The sequence below is a fragment of the Pseudomonas sp. GQ91 genome (assembly GCF_059758795.1).
The window spans coordinates 83,202-101,765 of the sequence record NZ_JCAXED010000008.1; the positions used below are offsets into that span (position 1 = coordinate 83,202).

Genomic DNA, 18,564 nt, shown 5'->3' on the forward strand with positions numbered 1-18,564 from the left:
ATGCCTCTCGCCCCAAACTCGCTCCTTCAGGCTGCCCCCGCGGCCAAGCCTCAGGCTTCGTCCGCCACTGCTCCGGCAATGGCCGTGAACACGCGGACTAAAGCGCCAGGCTTCGCCCAGGTATTCGCCAAGGAAGCGCAGGTCGCGCCCGCCAAATCCACCGACATGACGCCCAAGCCGAGCCGCGACAAATTGGCCGACCCCAGCGCCAGGAAGGATGTGGACAGCGACAAGCCTGCCGCTGCCACCCCCGCGGTTGCCGATAGCGGCAAGACCTTGCCTGCCAAGCCGGCGGACAAGAACGATGCGGTCTCAAGCAAAGAGGATGACAGCGCCAGCGATACGACGTTGGTGCAGCAATCGCCGGCCGATCCGGCGGTTGATCCTGCCTTGGTCGCCGCGGTCACGCCTGCCCAGGCCGTGGAGGAAGTGGCCAAGCCTGTCGCAGTCACTGCAGCGCCGGTTGTCGCCGAGGAGGTCAAGCCATTCGATCCCGAAGCCGATCCGCTGGATGCATTGCCGGCGGTGCGCCTGGCCATGGAGCAGGGCGGGCATGTGTCCGCCGCCAGCCAGGCTGCGCAAAAAAACGCCCCGGCGCCGTTGCCGACGCAGGCTGAACCCACGGCTGCGCAGAGTTTCACCAACGGTCTCGCGGCCATGGTTGACCAGCAGGCCGCCAAGGACAGCACTGATCAAGGTGGCGACAATGCCTTCAGCGGCCTGATCGATGACGGTCTCAAGGATCTGAAAAACGCCAGCAGCGATACTCGCGTCGACGATTTCGCCAATCGCCTGGCGGCGCTGACCCAGGCCGCGACACCCAAGACTGCCAATGCCTTGCCCATCAACCAGCAGCCATTGGCCATGCATCAGAGCGGCTGGACCGAGGAAGTGGTGAATCGGGTCATGTACCTCTCCAGCGCCAATTTGAAGTCCGCCGAGATTCAGCTGCAGCCGGCCGAATTGGGGCGTCTGGATATTCGCGTGAACATGACCGCGGACCAGCAGGCCCAAGTGAGCTTCATGAGCGGCCATGCCGTGGTGCGTGAAGCACTGGAAAGCCAGTCGGGTCGCTTGCGGGAAATGTTCGCCCAGCAGGGCATGGGCCAGGTGGACGTCAACGTCTCCGATCAGTCCCGTGGCTGGCAGGGCCAGGGCCAGGAGCAACAACAGCATCAGGCCCGTGGCGTGGGCGCCGGCGGTGGGCGCGCTGACGGCGTGGACGCAGGCATTGCAGGCGATGCGCCGGAAACCGTTGCGCCGATTGTCAGCAGTGTGATTGGATCCAGCGCCGTGGACTACTACGCCTGACAGTGAGGGCCGCCCTCACCCTGGGTGCAAACCTATTTCTCCAGACAACTCTGGCATAACACTTGCTCGTGCCTTCCCGTGGATCTATGAAACCCCGAATAGTGACGGATTATTGGCATGGCGAAGAGTGACGACGCAGCAACAGCAACAGCACCCGCAGGCAAAGGCAAGCTCAAGCTTATCCTGCTGATTGTCCTGGCCTTGTTGCTGGCTATCGGCGTGTCGGTAGGCGCCACCTGGTACTTCATGCACGGTGCCCAGAGCACGCCAGAGGCCGCGCCGCAAGCAGCCAGTGACGTCAAGCAACCGGCAATCTTCGAGCAACTGCTCCCGGCCTTTGTCGCCAACTTCAACCAGAACGGACGTCAGCGCTACTTGCAGGTGAGCATTACCCTGATGGCGCGTAACCAGGCGGACCTGGACGCCCTCAAGGTGCATATGCCGGTGATCCGCAACAACCTGGTGATGTTGTTCTCCGCGCAAAGCTTCGACAGCCTGGCTACTCCGGTGGGCCAGGAAATGCTGCGCCAGAAAGCCACTGCCAGTGTGCAGGAAGTGGCCCAGAAGGAAGTCGGCAAAGTCGTGATCGAGCAATTGCTCTTCACTAATTTCGTATTGCAGTAGGATCACGACATGGCCGTGCAAGACCTGCTGTCCCAGGATGAAATCGATGCGCTGTTGCATGGCGTCGACGACGGTCTGGTACAGACCGAAATGAATGCCGAGCCCGGCACCGTCAAAAGTTATGACCTGACCAGCCAGGATCGCATCGTCCGTGGACGCATGCCGACCCTGGAGATGATCAACGAGCGTTTCGCCCGTTACACCCGCATCAGTATGTTCAACATGCTGCGCCGCTCGGCGGATGTGGCGGTGGGCGGCGTGCAGGTGATGAAATTCGGTGAGTACGTGCACTCGCTGTACGTGCCTACCAGTCTCAACCTGGTGAAAATCAAGCCGTTGCGTGGCACCGCATTGTTCATCCTCGATGCCAAGCTGGTGTTCAAGCTGGTGGACAACTTCTTCGGCGGTGACGGTCGACACGCCAAGATCGAAGGCCGTGAGTTCACGCCCACCGAGCTGCGAGTGGTGCGTATGGTGCTGGAACAGGCTTTTATCGACTTGAAGGAAGCCTGGCAGGCGATCATGGAAGTCAATTTCGAGTACATCAACTCGGAAGTGAACCCCGCCATGGCCAACATCGTCGGCCCCAGTGAAGCCATTGTTGTCTCCACGTTCCACATCGAACTCGATGGCGGTGGCGGCGACCTGCATGTGACCATGCCGTACTCGATGATCGAGCCCGTGCGGGAGATGCTCGACGCCGGCTTCCAGTCCGACCTGGACGACCAGGACGAGCGCTGGGTCAAGGCCCTGCGCGAAGATTTGCTGGACGTTGATGTGCCATTGAACGCCACCGTGGCGCGCCGCCAATTGCGCCTGCGTGACATCTTGCACATGCAGCCGGGAGACGTGATTCCCATCGAGCTGCCAGAAGAGTTGATCATGCGCGCCAGCGGCGTGCCGTCGTTCAAGGTCAAGCTCGGTTCCCACAAAGGCAACCTGGCGTTGCAAGTGATCGAACCGATCAACCGTCGCTGATCCCCTAATTCATGATTGTTTGCTTCGCCGAGGACATGTAATGGCTACCGAACACGAAAACACTTCCGCCGAAGACCAGGCTCTGGCTGACGAATGGGCGGCTGCCCTGGAAGAAACCGGCGATGCCAGCCAGGACGATATCGACGCCTTGCTCGCGGCTGACGCCGCTACTGCGCCAGCGGGCAAGCGCCTGCCGATGGAAGAGTTCGGCAGCGTGCCGAAGAACAACGAACCGGTGTCGCTGGACGGGCCGAACCTGGACGTGATCCTCGACATCCCGGTGTCGATTTCCATGGAAGTGGGCAGTACCGAGATCAATATCCGCAACCTGTTGCAGCTCAACCAGGGCTCGGTCATCGAACTCGATCGCCTGGCCGGCGAGCCGCTGGATGTGCTGGTCAACGGAACGCTGATCGCCCATGGCGAAGTGGTGGTGGTCAACGAAAAGTTCGGTATTCGCCTGACTGACGTGATCAGCCCCAGCGAACGCATCAAGAAGCTGCGCTGATATGTGGCGCCAGGTGGTGGGAGTGTTGGCGGCGTTGCCATTGGGCGCGCTGGCGGCTGAAACGCTGGCGCCTGCCGCCGCCGCACCGGCGGCCAGCAGTGGCATGGCCGGGCAGTTGACCCAATTGGTCCTGGGCTTGCTGCTGGTGGTGGGGCTGATTTTTGCCCTGGCCTGGCTACTGCGGCGGATGCAACGCATCGGTCCGGGCAATGCCCAGGTCATCGAGCTGATCGGTTCGCGCGCCCTCGGGCCGCGTGATCGGCTGGTGCTGGTGCAAGTGGGTGAAGAACAGATCCTGCTCGGCCTCACTCCCGGTCGCATCACCCCGTTGCACGTGCTCAAGCAGCCTGTGGAAGTCACCCAGACTCAAACCCCTACGCCAGAGTTCGCCCAGCGTCTGATGGAGTTGATGGGCAAGGACCAGAAGGATAAGAAGTAATGCGCGTTTTATTGGCGCTCATGCTGTTGCTGGTCACGCCACTGGCCTTGGGCGCCGATCCGCTGTCGGTCCCCGCCATTACCCTGGGCACCAATGCCGACGGGGCGCAGGAATATTCGGTCAGCCTGCAGATCCTGCTGATCATGACCGCGCTGAGTTTTATCCCGGCGTTCGTCATGCTGATGACCAGTTTCACTCGCATCATCATTGTCTTCTCGATCCTGCGTCAGGCCCTGGGCCTGCAGCAGACGCCGTCGAACCAGATCCTCACCGGCATGGCGCTGTTCCTGACGCTGTTCATCATGGCCCCGGTGTTCGACAAGGTGAATCAGCAAGCGCTGCAACCCTACCTGGCGGAGACGCTTTCGGCTCAGGATGCGGTGGACAGGGCGCAAGGGCCGATCAAGGACTTCATGCTGTCGCAGACCCGTTCCAGCGATCTTGAACTGTTTGTGCGGCTGTCCAAGCGCACCGATATCGCCTCGCCGGATCAAGCGCCACTGACTATCCTGGTCCCTGCGTTCGTCACCTCTGAATTGAAGACGGCGTTCCAGATCGGCTTCATGATCTTCATTCCGTTCCTGATCATCGACCTGGTGGTGGCCAGTGTGCTGATGGCGATGGGGATGATGATGCTGTCGCCGCTGATCATCTCTCTGCCGTTCAAGATCATGCTGTTTGTACTGGTGGATGGTTGGGCGCTGATTATCGGCACGCTCGCGGGCAGTTTCGGTGGGGTTTAACGTATGACGCCAGAAGTCGCAGTCGACCTGTTTCGCGAAGCCCTGTGGCTGACCACGGTGATGGTGGCTGTGCTGGTGGTGCCCAGCCTGCTGGTGGGCTTGGTGGTGGCAATGTTCCAGGCCGCGACCCAGATCAACGAACAGACCCTGAGCTTTCTCCCGCGTTTGCTGGTGATGCTGGTCACCCTGATTGTCGCGGGTCCCTGGCTGGTGCAAAGCTTCATGGAATACATCCTGCAGTTGTACGGCAGTATTCCGCAGTTGATCGGCTGACCTGATGCAGCCCTTGCTGGCGTTGACCGACACCCAGATCAGCACGTGGGTGGCTTCGTTCATCCTGCCGCTGTTTCGCGTGGCCGCGCTGCTGATGACCATGCCGGTATTCGGTACAACACTGGTGCCGCAGCGGGTTCGTCTGTATTTCGCGGTGGCGATTACCGTGGTCATTGTGCCGGCCTTGCCAGCGATGCCGGCGGTCAACGCGCTGGACCTCAGTGCGCTGCTGCTGATCGCCGAGCAAATCCTCATCGGCGCCTTGATGGGGTTCTCGCTGACCCTGTTTTTCCAGGCGTTTGTGATCGCCGGGCAAATCGTCTCGATCCAGATGGGCATGGGCTTTGCCTCCATGGTCGACCCCACCAACGGCGTGTCGGTGGCGGTGATCGGGCAGTTCCTGACCATGTTGGTGACGCTGTTGTTTTTGGCAATGAACGGCCATTTGGTGGCGTTTGAAGTGCTCATCGAGAGCTTCACCACCTTGCCGGTGGGCGAGGGGTTGGTGGTCAATCAGTTCTGGGAACTGGTCGGCCGGCTTTCATGGGTGCTGGGAGCCTCATTGTTGCTGGTACTGCCGGCGATTACCGCGTTGCTGGTGGTCAACATTGCCTTTGGCGTGATGACCCGCGCGGCTCCGCAACTGAACATCTTCGCCATTGGTTTCCCCTTGACCCTGGTATTGGGCATGGGGATTTTCTGGATCGGCCTGGCCGACATTCTCAATCAGTATCAACCGCTGGCCAGTGATGCCTTGCAGTTTTTACGTGATCTGGCACGGGCGCGCTGAGCCATGGCCGAGAGCGAGAGTGGTCAGGACAAAACAGAAGACCCCACGGAGAAACGTAAAAAGGACTCCAGGGAAAAGGGCGAGATTGCCCGATCCAAAGAACTCAACACCCTGGCTGTGATGCTGGCCGGCGCCGGTGGCCTGCTGATTTATGGCGGCGGCCTGGCGCATGACCTGATGGAGCTGATGAAGCATAACTTCTCCCTGCCACGGGAAGTGTTGCTGGATCCGCGCGCCATGGGGATTTACCTGCTGCATTCAGGAAAAATCGCCATCCTGGCCTCGCAACCGGTACTGATCACCTTGCTTCTGGCCGCGTTGATCGGACCGATCTCCCTTGGCGGCTGGTTGTTCGCCGCCGGTAGCATGGCGCCTAAATTCAGCCGAATGAACCCTGGGGCAGGGATCAAGCGGATGTTTTCCACCAAGGCCTTGGTGGAGCTGCTTAAAGCTCTGGCAAAGTTCTTCATCATTTTGTTCGTGGCATTGGCGGTGTTGCGCGCCGACATTGACGATTTGCAGCGCATCGCCCACGAGCCTCTGGAGTCGGCGATCATCCACAGTGTGCAATTGGTGGGGTGGAGCGCGTTGTGGATGGCTTGCGGGCTGATCCTGATCGCGGCGGTGGATGCCCCGATTCAGCTCTGGGAAAGCCACAAGAAACTGCTGATGACCAAGCAGGAAGTGCGTGACGAACACAAGGACCAGGAAGGTCGGCCCGAGGTCAAACAGCGCATTCGTCAATTGCAGCGCGAAATGTCCCAACGCAAGATGATGGCTTCGGTCCCGGACGCCGACGTGATCATCACCAACCCGACCCACTATGCGGTGGCGCTCAAGTACGATCCGGAGAAGGGCGGGGCACCGATGCTGCTGGCCAAGGGCAGCGACTTTACGGCATTGAAAATCCGCGAAATCGCCCAGGCCCACGACATCCTGCTACTGGAATCGCCGGCGCTGGCGCGCTCGATCTTCTACTCCACCGAGCTCGACCAGGAGATTCCCGCCGGACTTTACCTGGCCGTGGCCCAGGTCCTGGCCTACGTCTATCAGATCCGCCAATACCGCGCCGGCAAAGGCAAACGCCCCGACCCGCTCAAAGACCTGCCCATCCCGCCCGACCTGCGCCGCGACGACTGACCTGTGGCGAGGGGGCGTGTTGTGGCGAGGGGGGGGCTTGTTGTGGCGAGGGGGCTTGTCCCCCGTTGGGCTGCGCAGCAGCCCCCAAACCTGTTACCCCCAGTTTGGACTGAAGGACCGCGGAGGCTTTTTTGGGGCTGCTGCGCAGCCCAACGGGGGACAAGCCCCCTCGCCACAGAAAGCCCGCTTTTTACCAAGGTCTCGCCCTCGCAACGCCGCCTACCCATAGAAAGTGACAGCTTTGCCTGTCTGCCTTGGCTCTTGAAGTCCGCGCTACCTGTCAACTTTGACAGTAGCCAGCCACACGTTCTCGCGGTTCTATTACCTCACGCGCTGCGCAGCGCGAAGCAAGGAGGGGGCTCAGTATGCTGTTCAGAGGCCGGGTCAAATCGTATGACCAGACCACCGGCGTTGGCTTGATTGCGCTGGATGAAGAGGCAAAGGAGGTGCGGGTCGATCTCCACGGCTCGCAGGGGATCCGGCTTTCAGTCGACCTGGAAGTGCGATTTCAAATGATCCATCGACCTGATGGCATTTATGCGTCAGGCGTCAAATCGATCAATGAAGCCTGAGCAGGTCTTCAGGTGAAGGAGAGCGACAATGGAAACGGGTACGGTCAAGTGGTTCCACGCGGAAAAAGGCATTGGGTTCATTACGCCAGACGACGGAGGCGCTGATGTGTTTGTTCACTTCTCGAGTATTCAAGTCGAAGGTTTCAAATCACTTGATGAGAATCAAAGGGTGCAGTATGTGGTTGTCCAAGGGGCCAAAGGCCCCCAGGCAGATCAGGTTCGGCCTGTCCCGTGATTGATTCGGCGCATTGGAGCGAGCGATCTTCGGATGCCTGGCTTGTGATGGGATCCCATCGGCTATTCCACATTCACCAGCATCCGATCATCCATCAACTGTGAAAATTTGATTGATTGCCTGACGCTGAATGCGCCATCTGCACATTGGTCATAGGCCGGAGGGCACCCTGCCAAGGCCCTTTCCCGGCCCCGCACAACGTTTCCGAAATCCCCAAGCAAAGTTGGACGGCTTCTTGCAATAGCGCCTCCAGGTCGCCATACGGCGTCAAAAGTTTGCTTCAAGGAAACGAGGAATACCGGTGGATCGTTCTCAAATGCTCAGCACTGCCCGTGGCTCCGTGGCTGACCTCTCGCGAGGCAATCTGGGCGTGCCGCTGTTGCTGTTGGTCATGCTGGCAATGATGATGTTGCCGATTCCGCCGTTTCTGCTGGACGTGTTTTTTACCTTCAACATTGCCCTGTCCATCGTGGTGCTGCTGGTGTGTGTCTACGCCCTGCGGCCTCTGGATTTTGCGGTGTTCCCGACCATCTTGCTGGTTGCCACGCTGTTGCGCCTGGCCCTTAACGTGGCGTCCACGCGGGTGGTGATGCTCAACGGCCAGGACGGTCACGCCGCGGCGGGTAAGGTGATCCAGGCGTTTGGCGAGGTGGTGATCGGCGGTAACTACGTGGTTGGTGTCGTGGTGTTCGCGATCCTGATGATCATCAACTTCGTGGTGGTCACCAAGGGCGCCGGGCGTATTTCCGAGGTGAGCGCGCGTTTCACCCTTGACGCGATGCCCGGCAAGCAAATGGCGATCGACGCCGACCTCAACGCCGGGCTGATCGACCAGAACCAAGCCAAGGCACGTCGGACCGAAGTGGCCCAGGAGGCCGAGTTCTACGGTTCCATGGACGGTGCCAGCAAATTCGTGCGCGGCGATGCGATTGCCGGCCTGCTGATTCTGTTTATCAACCTGATTGGCGGTATTGCGGTCGGTATCTTCCAGCACGGCATGACTTTCGGCGACGCGGGCAAGGTGTACGCCTTGCTGACCATCGGTGACGGTTTGGTGGCGCAATTGCCATCACTGCTGTTGTCCACCGCCGCGGCGATCATGGTGACCCGTGCGTCCGGCTCCGAGGACATGGGCAAGCAGATCAACCGTCAGATGTTTTCCTCGCCCAAGGCCCTGGCCGTGGCCGCCGGCATCATGGCGATCATGGGCATTGTGCCGGGCATGCCCCACGTGTCGTTCCTGACCATGGCGGCGTTGGCGGCGGGCGGTGCGTATCTGTTCTGGAAAAAGCAGAACGCGGTCAAGGTCCAGGCCTTGCAGGAAGTGGAGCGCCAGCAGGAATTGCTGCCGTCGCCGGCCCGTGCCCAGGAAACCAAGGAGCTTGGCTGGGATGATGTCACTCCGATCGACATGATCGGCCTGGAAGTGGGCTATCGCCTGATTCCCCTGGTAGACCGTAACCAGGGCGGCCAATTGCTGGCGCGGATCAAGGGTGTGCGCAAGAAGCTGTCCCAGGACCTGGGCTTTCTGATGCCCACCGTACACATTCGCGACAACCTTGACCTGGCTCCCAGCGCGTACCGCCTGACCTTGATGGGCGTGACCCTGGCGGAAGCGGAGATCTATCCGGACCGCGAGCTGGCGATCAACCCCGGCCAGGTGTTTGGCAGCCTCAGTGGCATTACCGCCAAAGATCCGGCTTTTGGCCTGGAGGCGGTGTGGATCGAAGTCAGCCAGCGCAGCCAGGCGCAGTCGTTGGGTTACACCGTGGTGGACGCCAGTACGGTGGTCGCGACTCACCTCAACCAGATTCTCTACAAACACTCCCACGAGCTGATTGGTCACGAAGAAGTCCAGCAACTCATGCAATTGCTGGCCAAGGCTTCGCCAAAACTCGCCGAAGAGCTGGTGCCGGGCGTGTTGTCGTTGTCGCAGTTGCTCAAAGTGCTGCAAGCGTTGCTGGCCGAGCAGGTGCCGGTAAGGGACATTCGCAGCATTGCCGAAGCTATCGCCAACAACGCCGCCAAGAGTCAAGATACCGCCGCTCTGGTGGCCGCGGTGCGCGTCGGATTGTCGCGTGCCATCGTCCAAAGCATTGTAGGGCTTGACTCCGAGCTGCCTGTGATCACCTTGGAACCAAGGTTGGAACAAATATTGCTCAATAGTATTCAGAAGGCAGGACAAGGCCAGGAAGAGGGCGTTCTGCTGGAGCCAAGCATGGCTGAAAAACTGCAGCGTTCGTTAATTGACGCCGCGCAGCGCCAGGAAATGCAGGGCCAACCGGTGATTTTGCTGGTGGCCGGCCCGGTTCGGGCGATGTTGTCGCGGTTTGGACGTCTGGCAGTACCGAATTTGCACGTTTTGGCTTACCAGGAAATTCCTGACAATAAGCAAGTGACTATCGTCGCGACAGTAGGGCCCAACGGCTGAGGTAGTGGGTTATGCAAGTGAAGCGTTTTTTCGCCGCCGATATGCGTCAGGCCATGAAACTGGTTCGTGATGAGCTGGGCGCCGATGCTGCGATTATCGGTAACCGGCGTATTGCCGGCGGTGTCGAGCTGACGGCTGCCCTGGATTACACACCCTCGGCGCTGACGCCGCGTGTGCCGAACATGGAGCTGGAAGACGAGCTGCGCAAGACGGCCTCGCGTATTGTCTCGGCCCAGGCCGAGTTGAGCATGCGCGGCGACAGCGATGCGACCACCAATCGCCAATTGTTCGCCGGTTTGCCACTGACCGCGGCCGAGCCGTTGGTGGAACCGACTTTTGTCGAGCCGCCACGTCCTGCGGCGCCAGCGCCGGCAGCCGCGGTCGACCAGCGGGTTTTCGACTCGATGCGCTTTGAGCTCAATGGCCTGCGCGAGCTGCTGGAAGTCCAGTTGGGCTCCCTGGCCTGGAACCAGTTGCAGGGCAGCAAGCCGCAACAAGCCAACCTCTGGCGTCGCCTGCAACGCATTGGCCTGTCCGGCCCGTTGTCCCGCGACCTGCTGGAACTCACCACCGGCATTGAAGAGCCTCGCCAGGCCTGGCGCATGCTCCTGGCGCATCTGGCGCGGATGATCGTCACTCCGGAAATCGAACCCCTGGAAGAGGGTGGCGTGATTGCCATGGTGGGTCCTGCCGGCATGGGCAAGACCACCACGCTGGCCAAACTGGCAGCGCGTTATGTGCTCAAGTACGGCGCGCACAACATCGCGCTGGTGAGCATGGACAGCTATCGGATTGGCGCCCAGGAGCAGCTCAAGACCCTGGGACGCATCCTCAATGTGCCCGTGACCCATGTCGATCCGGGCCAATCGCTGGCCAACGCACTTGATCCGCTGCTGCGCAAGCGCGTCGTGTTGATCGATACGGCCGGCCTGCAAGCCAGCGATCCGGCCTTGCGCATGCAGCTGGAAAGCCTGGCCGGGCGCGGAATCAAGTCAAGAAATTACCTGGTCCTTGCAACCACCAGCCAAAAACAGGTTCTGACTGCTGCCTACCACAGCTACAAACGTTGTGGGCTGGCGGGCTGCATTCTGACTAAACTCGATGAAACAGCTAGTCTTGGCGAAGTGTTGAGCCTGGCCATCAGTCATGCATTGCCGGTCGCCTACCTGACCGACGGGCCGCGGATTCCAGATGATTTGCATCTGCCGCGCCGCCATCAGTTGGTCAGCCGGGCCGTCAGCGTGCAAATGCAGGAAGAACCGAGCGAGGAAGCGATGGCCGACATGTTCGCTGACCTCTACCACAGTCCGGCCAAACGGGTCGGCTGAGGGCTATATGAACATAGTGAAATGTACCTACATCGATGGTCAGCAAGCGGTTAGCGCGACCACCTTATGTAGCCTGCGTCTAAGCAAGACAAGGTAAAGAAAGCACATGGGCAGCATGCATCCCGTACAGGTGATCGCGGTGACCGGCGGCAAAGGTGGCGTCGGCAAGACTAACGTGTCAGTGAATTTGTCCCTGGCCCTGGCAGAGCTTGGCCGCCGCGTCATGCTGCTGGATGCCGACCTGGGGCTGGCGAACGTCGACGTTCTGCTGGGACTGACGCCCAAACATACCCTGGCTGATGTCATTGAGGGCCGCTGTGAGCTGCGCGATGTGCTGTTGCAGGGGCCTGGCGGGATTCGCATCGTACCGGCCGCCTCGGGCACCCAGAGCATGGTTCATCTGAGTCCGGCGCAGCATGCCGGCCTGATCCAGGCCTTCAGTGATATCGGCGACAATCTCGACGTACTGGTGATCGACACCGCCGCCGGGATCGGCGAGTCGGTGGTCAGCTTCGTGCGTGCAGCCCAGGAAGTGTTGCTGGTGGTGTGCGACGAGCCGACCTCGATCACCGACGCTTATGCACTGATCAAGCTGCTCAACCGTGACTACGGCATGAACCGTTTCCGGGTCTTGGCGAACATGGCCCAGAGCCCGCAAGAAGGGCGCAACCTGTTCGCCAAGTTGACCAAGGTCACGGATCGTTTCCTCGATGTCGCCTTACAATACGTCGGCGCAGTGCCCTATGACGAGTGTGTGCGCAAGGCTGTGCAAAAGCAGCGTGCAGTCTATGAAGCGTTCCCTCGTTCCAAATGCGCGTTGGCGTTCAAGGCTATCGCCCAGAAGGTCGATACCTGGCCACTGCCCGCCAATCCTCGGGGGCATCTGGAGTTTTTCGTCGAGCGATTGGTGCATCAGACGAGCGCAGGACCGGTGCTATGACATCAAGCGGCTACAACCTTTACAAGAATTCGGCACGTGACAGTCAGGGCGAGTTGATCGAGCGCTATGCGCCTCTGGTCAAGCGCATTGCCTATCACCTGCTGGCACGCCTGCCCGCCAGCGTCCAGGTCGAAGACCTGATCCAGGCGGGCATGATCGGCCTGCTCGAGGTGTCGACCAAGTACGACGCGAGCAAAGGCGCGAGTTTCGAGACGTATGCGGGGATTCGCATCCGTGGCGCAATGCTCGATGAAGTGCGTAAGGGGGATTGGGCGCCGCGTTCGGTACACCGCAATACTCGGATGGTGAGTGACGCAATTCGCTCAATTGAAGCAAAAACCGGTCGTGACGCTAAAGATCATGAAGTTGCGGCCGAACTCCAATTGAGTCTCGACGATTACTACGGGATTTTGAACGATACCTTGGGCAGCCGCTTGTTCAGTTTCGACGACCTGTTACAGGATGGCGAGCATGAAGGGCTGCACGAGGACGGCGCGAGTGGTCATCTCGAACCGTCGCGCGATCTGGAAGATGAGCGTTTCCAGAGTGCGTTGGCGGATGCAATCGCCAATCTGCCGGAGCGTGAGCGGCTGGTGTTGGCGCTGTACTACGACGAAGAGCTGAACCTCAAGGAAATCGGTGAGGTCCTGGGTGTCAGCGAATCGCGGGTCAGCCAATTGCACAGCCAATGCGCGGCCCGTTTGCGGGGGCGTTTGGGAGAGTGGCGCGCGCGCTGACAGGCAGTGTGGGGACACTGTGAACGTTACCGTCCGGGCGCTTGGCCTGGGCGGGAGCGGCCCGTGGTGCGACCCCTGCAGTCCTTTTTGTGTAATGCCTGTTGAATGATATGGCGCGGCCAGGTGCTGGACGCGTTTAAGACTGCTTGGAGGTCGAATTGGACAAGAACATGAAAATCCTCATCGTTGATGACTTCTCAACGATGCGGCGGATCATAAAAAACCTGTTGCGTGACCTTGGGTTCACTAACACGGTCGAGGCGGACGACGGTCTTACGGCGATTCCGATTCTCAACAGCGGCAGTATCGACTTTCTGGTAACCGACTGGAACATGCCAGGCATGACCGGTATCGAGTTGCTGCGCCATGTGCGCGCGGATGAAAAACTGCGTGGCCTCCCGGTGTTGATGGTGACCGCCGAAGCCAAGCGCGAACAGATCATCGAAGCCGCCCAGGCCGGGGTCAATGGTTACGTGGTCAAGCCATTCACAGCATTGGCCTTGAAAGAGAAGATCGAAAAGATCTTCGAACGTATCCACGGTTGATGCCGCCACGGGGGAGCTATGGAGCATAACGAACTATCGCAGGACGATTTTGAATCGACCCTGAAAAAACACGCTCACCAGTTGGTCGAATGCCTGGAAAAAGGCAAGTTCGGCGACGCGGTGCAGTTGATCCATGAGCTCAATCAGACCCGCGACCGCGGCCTGTATCAGGAAGTGGGCAAGCTCACCCGTGAGCTGCACAGTGCAATCGTCAACTTCCAGATTGACCCGCGCATGCCCCAGGCCGAAGAGATTTCGCAGATCACCGATGCCACCGAGCGCCTGTCCTATGTGGTCAGGCTGACCGAGGCGGCGGCCAACCGCACCATGGACCTGGTGGAAAGCGCCACGCCCCTGGTCAACGGCATGGCCAGCGAGGCCCAGGCGCTGAGCGCTGACTGGGGGCGCTTCATGCGTCGGGAAGTGGGGGCCGAGGAGTTTCGTGAACTCGCCCGTCGGGTCGACGGCTTTCTGTCGCGCAGCGAGCAGGAGAACCGTACGGTCTCCGGCAACCTCAACGATATTTTGCTGGCCCAGGATTACCAGGACCTCACCGGCCAGGTGATCAAGCGCGTGACCCAATTGGTCACAGAAGTGGAAAGTAACTTGCTCAAATTGGTGTTGATGGCCGGTCAGGTTGACCGTTTTGCCGGCATCGAACATGACCGTGAAGCGATCCTCTCGGAAAAAGATCCAAAAAAACATCTCGCCAAGGGTGAAGGTCCGCAGATTCATGCCGATAAACGTGAAGACGTTGTGTCAGGTCAGGATGATGTAGATGACCTGTTATCCAGTTTAGGCTTCTAAGGAGCACACCCATGAGCTTCGGCGCCGATGAAGAGATCCTTCAGGATTTCCTTGTAGAGGCCGGCGAAATTTTAGAGCAACTGTCCGAACAACTGGTCGAGCTGGAAAGCCGGCCAGAAGATGCGAACCTGCTCAATGCAATTTTTCGCGGTTTTCACACTGTAAAAGGGGGCGCCGGCTTCCTCCAGCTGCATGAGCTGGTGGAATGCTGCCACATCGCCGAGAACGTGTTCGACATCCTGCGCAAGGGTGAGCGACACGTCGACTCGGAATTGATGGACGTGATCCTCGAAGCCCTGGATGCGGTCAACGGCATGTTCAATGAAGTGCGTGAACGCGCACCGATCACTGCCGCGACGCCGGAACTGCTGGCCGCTCTGGCGCGCCTGGCGGAACCCGCCGACCTGACTGCGGCGCCGGTGGTCGAGGCGGCGCCGGAGCCGGTTGCCGAACCCGAAGTGGATGTCACTGACAGTGAGTTCGAGCAACTGCTGGACTCCCTCAATACCGTCAAGGCCGAGGCCGAAGCTCCACAGGCCGCCGCACCCGCAGCGCCCCCCAGCACGGAAGACATCACCGACGCCGAGTTCGAGTCGTTGCTCGATCAGTTGCACGGTAAAGGCCAGTTTGCCCCTGAAACGGTGGCGGCCCCACCTGCACCGGTCGAGCCCGCAGCCCCCGTCAGCACCGACATCACCGACGATGAATTCGAGGCGCTGCTCGATCAGTTGCATGGCAAAGGCTCATTCGCGGCTGACGCCTTGCCGGCGGTCGCCGCGGCCGCTGCACCTGCTGCACCGACGCCTGCTGCCGCACCGGCCGCTGATGGCCTGATCAGCGATCACGAATTCGAATCCCTGCTGGACGAGTTGCACGGCAAGGGCAAGTTTTCCGAAGTGCCACCGGCCGCTGCTGCTTCGGCACCGGCTGCCGCCAAGGCCACCGCCGCCGTCGCCGCGCCAGCACCCGCTGCCGCCAAGGCTGCGGCGCCCGCGCCCGCAAAATCGGCCCCGGCTCCTGCTCCCGCTCCGGCCCGTGCACCCGCGCCAGCCGGCGACAAAGCCCCCGCCACTGAAGCCGAAACCACCGTACGCGTTGATACCGCCCGGTTGGACGACATCATGAACATGGTTGGCGAACTGGTGCTGGTGCGTAACCGCCTGGTACGCCTGGGCCTCAACAGCGGCGACGAAGCCATGTCCAAGGCGGTGTCGAACCTTGACGTGGTCACCGCCGACCTGCAAACCGCGGTGATGAAAACGCGGATGCAGCCGATCAAGAAAGTCTTCGGCCGCTTCCCGCGCCTGGTTCGCGACCTGGCTCGGCAGTTGAAGAAAGAGATCAACCTGGAGTTGGTCGGCGAAGAGACCGACCTCGATAAAAACCTGGTCGAGGCCCTGGCGGACCCGCTGGTCCACTTGGTGCGCAACGCCGTCGACCACGGCGTGGAAACCCCGGAAGAACGTGAGGCCGCGGGCAAGTCCCGGGGCGGCAAGGTGATCCTGGCGGCCGAACAGGAAGGCGACCATATCCTGCTGTCCATCACCGACGACGGCAAAGGCATGGACCCAAATATCCTGCGCGGGATCGCGGTCACGCGCGGCGTGATGGACAAGGATGCCGCCGATCGCCTGACCGACACCGAATGCTACAACCTGATCTTTGCGCCGGGCTTCTCGACCAAGACCGAGATTTCCGACGTGTCTGGACGTGGCGTCGGCATGGACGTGGTGAAGACCAAGATCAGCCAGCTTAACGGTTCGATCAACATCTACTCGACCAAGGGCCTGGGCTCGAAGATCGTCATCAAGGTGCCGTTGACCCTGGCGATCATGCCGACCCTGATGGTAATGCTGGGTAATCAGGCGTTTGCCTTCCCGCTGGTCAACGTCAACGAGATTTTCCACCTCGACCTGTCGCGCACCAACGTGGTGGACGGCCAGGAAGTGGTCATCGTGCGCGACAAGGCGCTGCCACTGTTCTACCTCAAGCGCTGGCTGGTGGCTTCGGCCAAGCATGAGGAGCAGCGTGAAGGCCATGTGGTGATCCTCTCCGTGGGCACCCAGCGCATCGGCTTTGTGGTCGATCAACTGGTGGGCCAGGAAGAAGTCGTGATCAAGCCTTTGGGCAAGATGCTGCAGGGAACCCCGGGCATGTCGGGTGCGACCATTACCGGTGACGGTCGAATCGCGCTGATTCTCGACGTTCCGAGCATGCTCAAGCGTTACGCCGCGCGGCGTATTTGATTCTGGTGGGGCAGGGCGGCAGTCCCTCGCCCTGCCTAACGGAGTGGTTATGGTAGTCAAGGTTCTGGTGGTGGACGATTCGGGCTTCTTCCGCCGCCGCGTCTCGGAAATTCTTTCGGCGGATTCCAACATCCAGGTGGTCGGTACGGCCACCAATGGCAAAGAGGCGATTGATCAGGCGCTGGCGCTGAAGCCGGACGTGATCACCATGGACTACGAGATGCCGATGATGGATGGCATCACCGCCGTTCGGCACATCATGCAACGCTGTCCAACCCCGGTATTGATGTTCTCGTCGCTGACGCACGAAGGCGCCCGAGTCACCCTCGATGCGCTGGACGCCGGCGCCGTGGACTTCCTGCCGAAGAATTTCGAAGACATTTCGCGCAACCCGGAAAAGGTCAAGCAGATGCTCTGCGAGAAGGTGCATAGCATCTCGCGCAGTAATCGCGGCAGTTTCAGGGCCGCCGCGCCAGCACCGACACCGGCACCCGTGACCACGCCATCGGCGCCCAGTACTTTCGGACGCCCGGCGCCTGTCTCGGCGCCAGCTCCGCGTCCAGCCGTGGCGCCGGCACGCACGCCCGTGTCGAGTGCGGCTTCGCCCAAGCGCAAAGCCTACAAGCTGGTCGCCATCGGCACCTCGACGGGTGGCCCTGTGGCCTTGCAGCGCGTGTTAACCCAGCTGCCGGCCAACTTCCCGGCGCCGATCGTGTTGATCCAGCATATGCCCGCTGCGTTTACCAAGGCCTTTGCCGAACGCCTGGACAAACTGTGTCGCATCAGCGTCAAGGAAGCCGAAGACGGTGACATTCTGCGCCCGGGCCTGGCGTTGCTGGCACCAGGCGGCAAGCAGATGATGGTCGACGGCCGCGGTGCGGTGAAAATCCTGCCGGGTGACGAGCGCCTGAACTACAAGCCTTGTGTGGATATCACCTTCGGCTCTGCGGCCAAGTCCTACGGTGACAAAGTTCTGGCGGTGGTGCTCACCGGCATGGGCGCCGACGGCCGTGAAGGTGCGCGCCTGCTCAAGCAGGGCGGCAGCGCGATCTGGGCGCAGGACGAAGCCAGCTGCGTGATCTACGGCATGCCGATGGCCATCGTCAAGGCCGACCTGGCCGATGCCGTCTACAGCCTGGATGACATTGGCAAGCACTTGGTGGAGGCTTGTCTCTGATGGATGTGTTGAGCCTGATTGGCATCACCTTGGCGTTTGTCGCCATTATCGGCGGCAACTACCTCGAAGGAGGGCATCTCGGTGCCCTGGCCAACGGTCCGGCGGCGTTGATCGTGATTGGCGGTACGGTGGGCGCGGCGCTGTTGCAGGCGCCCTTGAGTTCGTTCAAGCGCGCGATGCAGATTCTGGTGTGGATCATTTTTCCGCCCCGCGTGGATTTGGCCGGTGGCGTCGACCGCGTGGTCAACTGGAGCCTCACAGCGCGCAAGGAAGGCCTGCTCGGCCTCGAAGGCGTGGCCGATGCGGAGCCCGACAGCTATGCGCGCAAAGGTCTGCAGTTGCTGGTTGACGGCGCCGAGCCGGAAGCCATCCGCAGCATCCTGGAGGTGGATTTCTACACCCAGGAAAGTCGCGATATCAACGCCGCCAAAGTCTTTGAAAGCATGGGCGGCTATGCGCCGACCATCGGCATCATCGGTGCGGTCATGGGCTTGATCCACGTGATGGGCAACCTGGCCGATCCTTCGCAACTGGGCAGCGGCATTGCCGTGGCGTTCGTCGCCACCATCTATGGCGTGGCCAGTGCCAACCTGTTGCTGCTGCCGATCGCCAGCAAGCTCAAGTCCATTGCCCAACGCCAGTCGCGTTATCGTGAAATGCTGCTGGAAGGCATTCTGTCGATTGCCGAGGGCGAGAACCCGCGCTCCATCGAATTGAAGCTCCAGGGCTTCATGGATTGA

General features: G+C 60.6%; 20 protein-coding genes. All 20 read left to right on the forward strand.

Annotated elements, in window-relative coordinates; translation table 11 throughout:
* The 20 genes from AC6CIA_RS13730 (at position 1) to AC6CIA_RS13825 (ending at position 18,564) form a co-directional block, all read left to right on the forward strand.
* Positions 1 to 1,311 carry a flagellar hook-length control protein FliK gene (locus AC6CIA_RS13730; RefSeq protein ID WP_498312719.1) on the forward strand — a complete coding sequence of 437 codons (1,311 nt, stop codon included), beginning with the start codon at positions 1 to 3 and terminating at the stop codon, positions 1,309 to 1,311.
* A 117-nt stretch (positions 1,312 to 1,428) separates the two neighbouring features.
* Entirely contained in the window at positions 1,429 to 1,935 is a 507-nt protein-coding gene (gene fliL / locus AC6CIA_RS13735; protein ID WP_339528671.1) for a flagellar basal body-associated protein FliL, read from the forward strand.
* 9 nt (positions 1,936 to 1,944) lie between these two features.
* Positions 1,945 to 2,913, forward strand: a complete 969-nt coding sequence (fliM, locus tag AC6CIA_RS13740) for a flagellar motor switch protein FliM (protein WP_498312721.1) — start codon at positions 1,945 to 1,947, stop codon at positions 2,911 to 2,913.
* 40 nt (positions 2,914 to 2,953) lie between these two features.
* On the forward strand, positions 2,954 to 3,421 hold the full coding sequence (gene fliN / locus AC6CIA_RS13745) for a flagellar motor switch protein FliN (protein WP_339528673.1): 468 nt from the start codon (positions 2,954 to 2,956) through the stop codon (positions 3,419 to 3,421).
* A 1-nt stretch (position 3,422) separates the two neighbouring features.
* Positions 3,423 to 3,860 carry a flagellar biosynthetic protein FliO gene (fliO, locus tag AC6CIA_RS13750; protein ID WP_498312723.1) on the forward strand — a complete coding sequence of 146 codons (438 nt, stop codon included), beginning with the start codon at positions 3,423 to 3,425 and terminating at the stop codon, positions 3,858 to 3,860.
* Positions 3,860 to 4,603, forward strand: coding sequence for a flagellar type III secretion system pore protein FliP (fliP, locus tag AC6CIA_RS13755; RefSeq protein WP_084380750.1), 744 nt, complete (start codon positions 3,860 to 3,862; stop codon positions 4,601 to 4,603). Before fliO ends, fliP begins: the two co-directional genes overlap by 1 nt.
* A 3-nt stretch (positions 4,604 to 4,606) precedes the next feature.
* Complete coding sequence (fliQ, locus tag AC6CIA_RS13760; protein ID WP_498312725.1) at positions 4,607 to 4,876, forward strand: flagellar biosynthesis protein FliQ; 270 nt, start codon at positions 4,607 to 4,609, stop codon at positions 4,874 to 4,876.
* A gap of 4 nt (positions 4,877 to 4,880) precedes the next feature.
* Positions 4,881 to 5,666: a flagellar biosynthetic protein FliR gene (fliR, locus tag AC6CIA_RS13765; protein WP_498312727.1), complete on the forward strand. Its 786-nt coding sequence runs from the start codon at positions 4,881 to 4,883 to the stop codon at positions 5,664 to 5,666.
* Positions 5,667 to 5,669: 3 nt separating this feature from the next.
* Positions 5,670 to 6,806: a flagellar biosynthesis protein FlhB gene (gene flhB, locus AC6CIA_RS13770; RefSeq protein WP_498312729.1), complete on the forward strand. Its 1,137-nt coding sequence runs from the start codon at positions 5,670 to 5,672 to the stop codon at positions 6,804 to 6,806.
* 365 nt (positions 6,807 to 7,171) lie between these two features.
* The gene (locus tag AC6CIA_RS13775; RefSeq protein WP_498312731.1) at positions 7,172 to 7,378 is read left to right on the forward strand and encodes a cold-shock protein; all 207 of its coding nucleotides are present in this window, start codon (positions 7,172 to 7,174) and stop codon (positions 7,376 to 7,378) included.
* Positions 7,379 to 7,406: 28 nt separating this feature from the next.
* A complete protein-coding gene (locus AC6CIA_RS13780) occupies positions 7,407 to 7,613 on the forward strand; it encodes a cold-shock protein (protein ID WP_498312733.1) in 207 nt (68 codons plus the stop codon).
* Positions 7,614 to 7,929: 316 nt separating this feature from the next.
* On the forward strand, positions 7,930 to 10,044 hold the full coding sequence (gene flhA, locus AC6CIA_RS13785; protein ID WP_498312980.1) for a flagellar biosynthesis protein FlhA: 2,115 nt from the start codon (positions 7,930 to 7,932) through the stop codon (positions 10,042 to 10,044).
* 11 nt (positions 10,045 to 10,055) lie between these two features.
* On the forward strand, positions 10,056 to 11,372 hold the full coding sequence (gene flhF, locus AC6CIA_RS13790; RefSeq protein WP_339528680.1) for a flagellar biosynthesis GTPase FlhF: 1,317 nt from the start codon (positions 10,056 to 10,058) through the stop codon (positions 11,370 to 11,372).
* A gap of 106 nt (positions 11,373 to 11,478) precedes the next feature.
* Positions 11,479 to 12,312, forward strand: a complete 834-nt coding sequence (gene fleN / locus AC6CIA_RS13795; RefSeq protein ID WP_003192912.1) for a flagellar synthesis regulator FleN — start codon at positions 11,479 to 11,481, stop codon at positions 12,310 to 12,312.
* On the forward strand, positions 12,309 to 13,049 hold the full coding sequence (fliA, locus tag AC6CIA_RS13800) for an RNA polymerase sigma factor FliA (protein ID WP_339528681.1): 741 nt from the start codon (positions 12,309 to 12,311) through the stop codon (positions 13,047 to 13,049). The genes fleN and fliA overlap by 4 nt, the downstream gene beginning before the upstream one ends.
* 170 nt (positions 13,050 to 13,219) lie before the next feature.
* Positions 13,220 to 13,594: a chemotaxis response regulator CheY gene (locus AC6CIA_RS13805; RefSeq protein ID WP_339528682.1), complete on the forward strand. Its 375-nt coding sequence runs from the start codon at positions 13,220 to 13,222 to the stop codon at positions 13,592 to 13,594.
* Positions 13,595 to 13,612: 18 nt separating this feature from the next.
* A complete protein-coding gene (locus tag AC6CIA_RS13810) occupies positions 13,613 to 14,401 on the forward strand; it encodes a protein phosphatase CheZ (RefSeq protein ID WP_498312735.1) in 789 nt (262 codons plus the stop codon).
* A gap of 11 nt (positions 14,402 to 14,412) precedes the next feature.
* Positions 14,413 to 16,647, forward strand: a complete 2,235-nt coding sequence (locus tag AC6CIA_RS13815; RefSeq protein WP_498312737.1) for a chemotaxis protein CheA — start codon at positions 14,413 to 14,415, stop codon at positions 16,645 to 16,647.
* Between the two features lie 49 nt (positions 16,648 to 16,696).
* Positions 16,697 to 17,824 carry a protein-glutamate methylesterase/protein-glutamine glutaminase gene (locus tag AC6CIA_RS13820; RefSeq protein WP_498312739.1) on the forward strand — a complete coding sequence of 376 codons (1,128 nt, stop codon included), beginning with the start codon at positions 16,697 to 16,699 and terminating at the stop codon, positions 17,822 to 17,824.
* Positions 17,824 to 18,564: a flagellar motor protein gene (locus tag AC6CIA_RS13825; protein ID WP_339528686.1), complete on the forward strand. Its 741-nt coding sequence runs from the start codon at positions 17,824 to 17,826 to the stop codon at positions 18,562 to 18,564. Before AC6CIA_RS13820 ends, AC6CIA_RS13825 begins: the two co-directional genes overlap by 1 nt.

Excerpts from the sequence above, each read along its gene's own strand:
- AC6CIA_RS13730 (WP_498312719.1), top strand. The coding sequence starts at position 1 with ATGCCTCTCGCCCCAAACTCGCTCCTTCAGGCTGCCCCCGCGGCCAAG.
- fliL (WP_339528671.1), top strand. The coding sequence starts at position 1,429 with ATGGCGAAGAGTGACGACGCAGCAACAGCAACAGCACCCGCAGGCAAA.
- fliM (WP_498312721.1), top strand. The coding sequence starts at position 1,945 with ATGGCCGTGCAAGACCTGCTGTCCCAGGATGAAATCGATGCGCTGTTG.
- fliN (WP_339528673.1), top strand. The coding sequence starts at position 2,954 with ATGGCTACCGAACACGAAAACACTTCCGCCGAAGACCAGGCTCTGGCT.
- fliO (WP_498312723.1), top strand. The coding sequence starts at position 3,423 with ATGTGGCGCCAGGTGGTGGGAGTGTTGGCGGCGTTGCCATTGGGCGCG.
- fliP (WP_084380750.1), top strand. The coding sequence starts at position 3,860 with ATGCGCGTTTTATTGGCGCTCATGCTGTTGCTGGTCACGCCACTGGCC.
- fliQ (WP_498312725.1), top strand. The coding sequence starts at position 4,607 with ATGACGCCAGAAGTCGCAGTCGACCTGTTTCGCGAAGCCCTGTGGCTG.
- fliR (WP_498312727.1), top strand. The coding sequence starts at position 4,881 with ATGCAGCCCTTGCTGGCGTTGACCGACACCCAGATCAGCACGTGGGTG.
- flhB (WP_498312729.1), top strand. The coding sequence starts at position 5,670 with ATGGCCGAGAGCGAGAGTGGTCAGGACAAAACAGAAGACCCCACGGAG.
- AC6CIA_RS13775 (WP_498312731.1), top strand. The coding sequence starts at position 7,172 with ATGCTGTTCAGAGGCCGGGTCAAATCGTATGACCAGACCACCGGCGTT.
- AC6CIA_RS13780 (WP_498312733.1), top strand. The coding sequence starts at position 7,407 with ATGGAAACGGGTACGGTCAAGTGGTTCCACGCGGAAAAAGGCATTGGG.
- flhA (WP_498312980.1), top strand. The coding sequence starts at position 7,930 with ATGCTCAGCACTGCCCGTGGCTCCGTGGCTGACCTCTCGCGAGGCAAT.
- flhF (WP_339528680.1), top strand. The coding sequence starts at position 10,056 with ATGCAAGTGAAGCGTTTTTTCGCCGCCGATATGCGTCAGGCCATGAAA.
- fleN (WP_003192912.1), top strand. The coding sequence starts at position 11,479 with ATGGGCAGCATGCATCCCGTACAGGTGATCGCGGTGACCGGCGGCAAA.
- fliA (WP_339528681.1), top strand. The coding sequence starts at position 12,309 with ATGACATCAAGCGGCTACAACCTTTACAAGAATTCGGCACGTGACAGT.
- AC6CIA_RS13805 (WP_339528682.1), top strand. The coding sequence starts at position 13,220 with ATGAAAATCCTCATCGTTGATGACTTCTCAACGATGCGGCGGATCATA.
- AC6CIA_RS13810 (WP_498312735.1), top strand. The coding sequence starts at position 13,613 with ATGGAGCATAACGAACTATCGCAGGACGATTTTGAATCGACCCTGAAA.
- AC6CIA_RS13815 (WP_498312737.1), top strand. The coding sequence starts at position 14,413 with ATGAGCTTCGGCGCCGATGAAGAGATCCTTCAGGATTTCCTTGTAGAG.
- AC6CIA_RS13820 (WP_498312739.1), top strand. The coding sequence starts at position 16,697 with ATGGTAGTCAAGGTTCTGGTGGTGGACGATTCGGGCTTCTTCCGCCGC.
- AC6CIA_RS13825 (WP_339528686.1), top strand. The coding sequence starts at position 17,824 with ATGGATGTGTTGAGCCTGATTGGCATCACCTTGGCGTTTGTCGCCATT.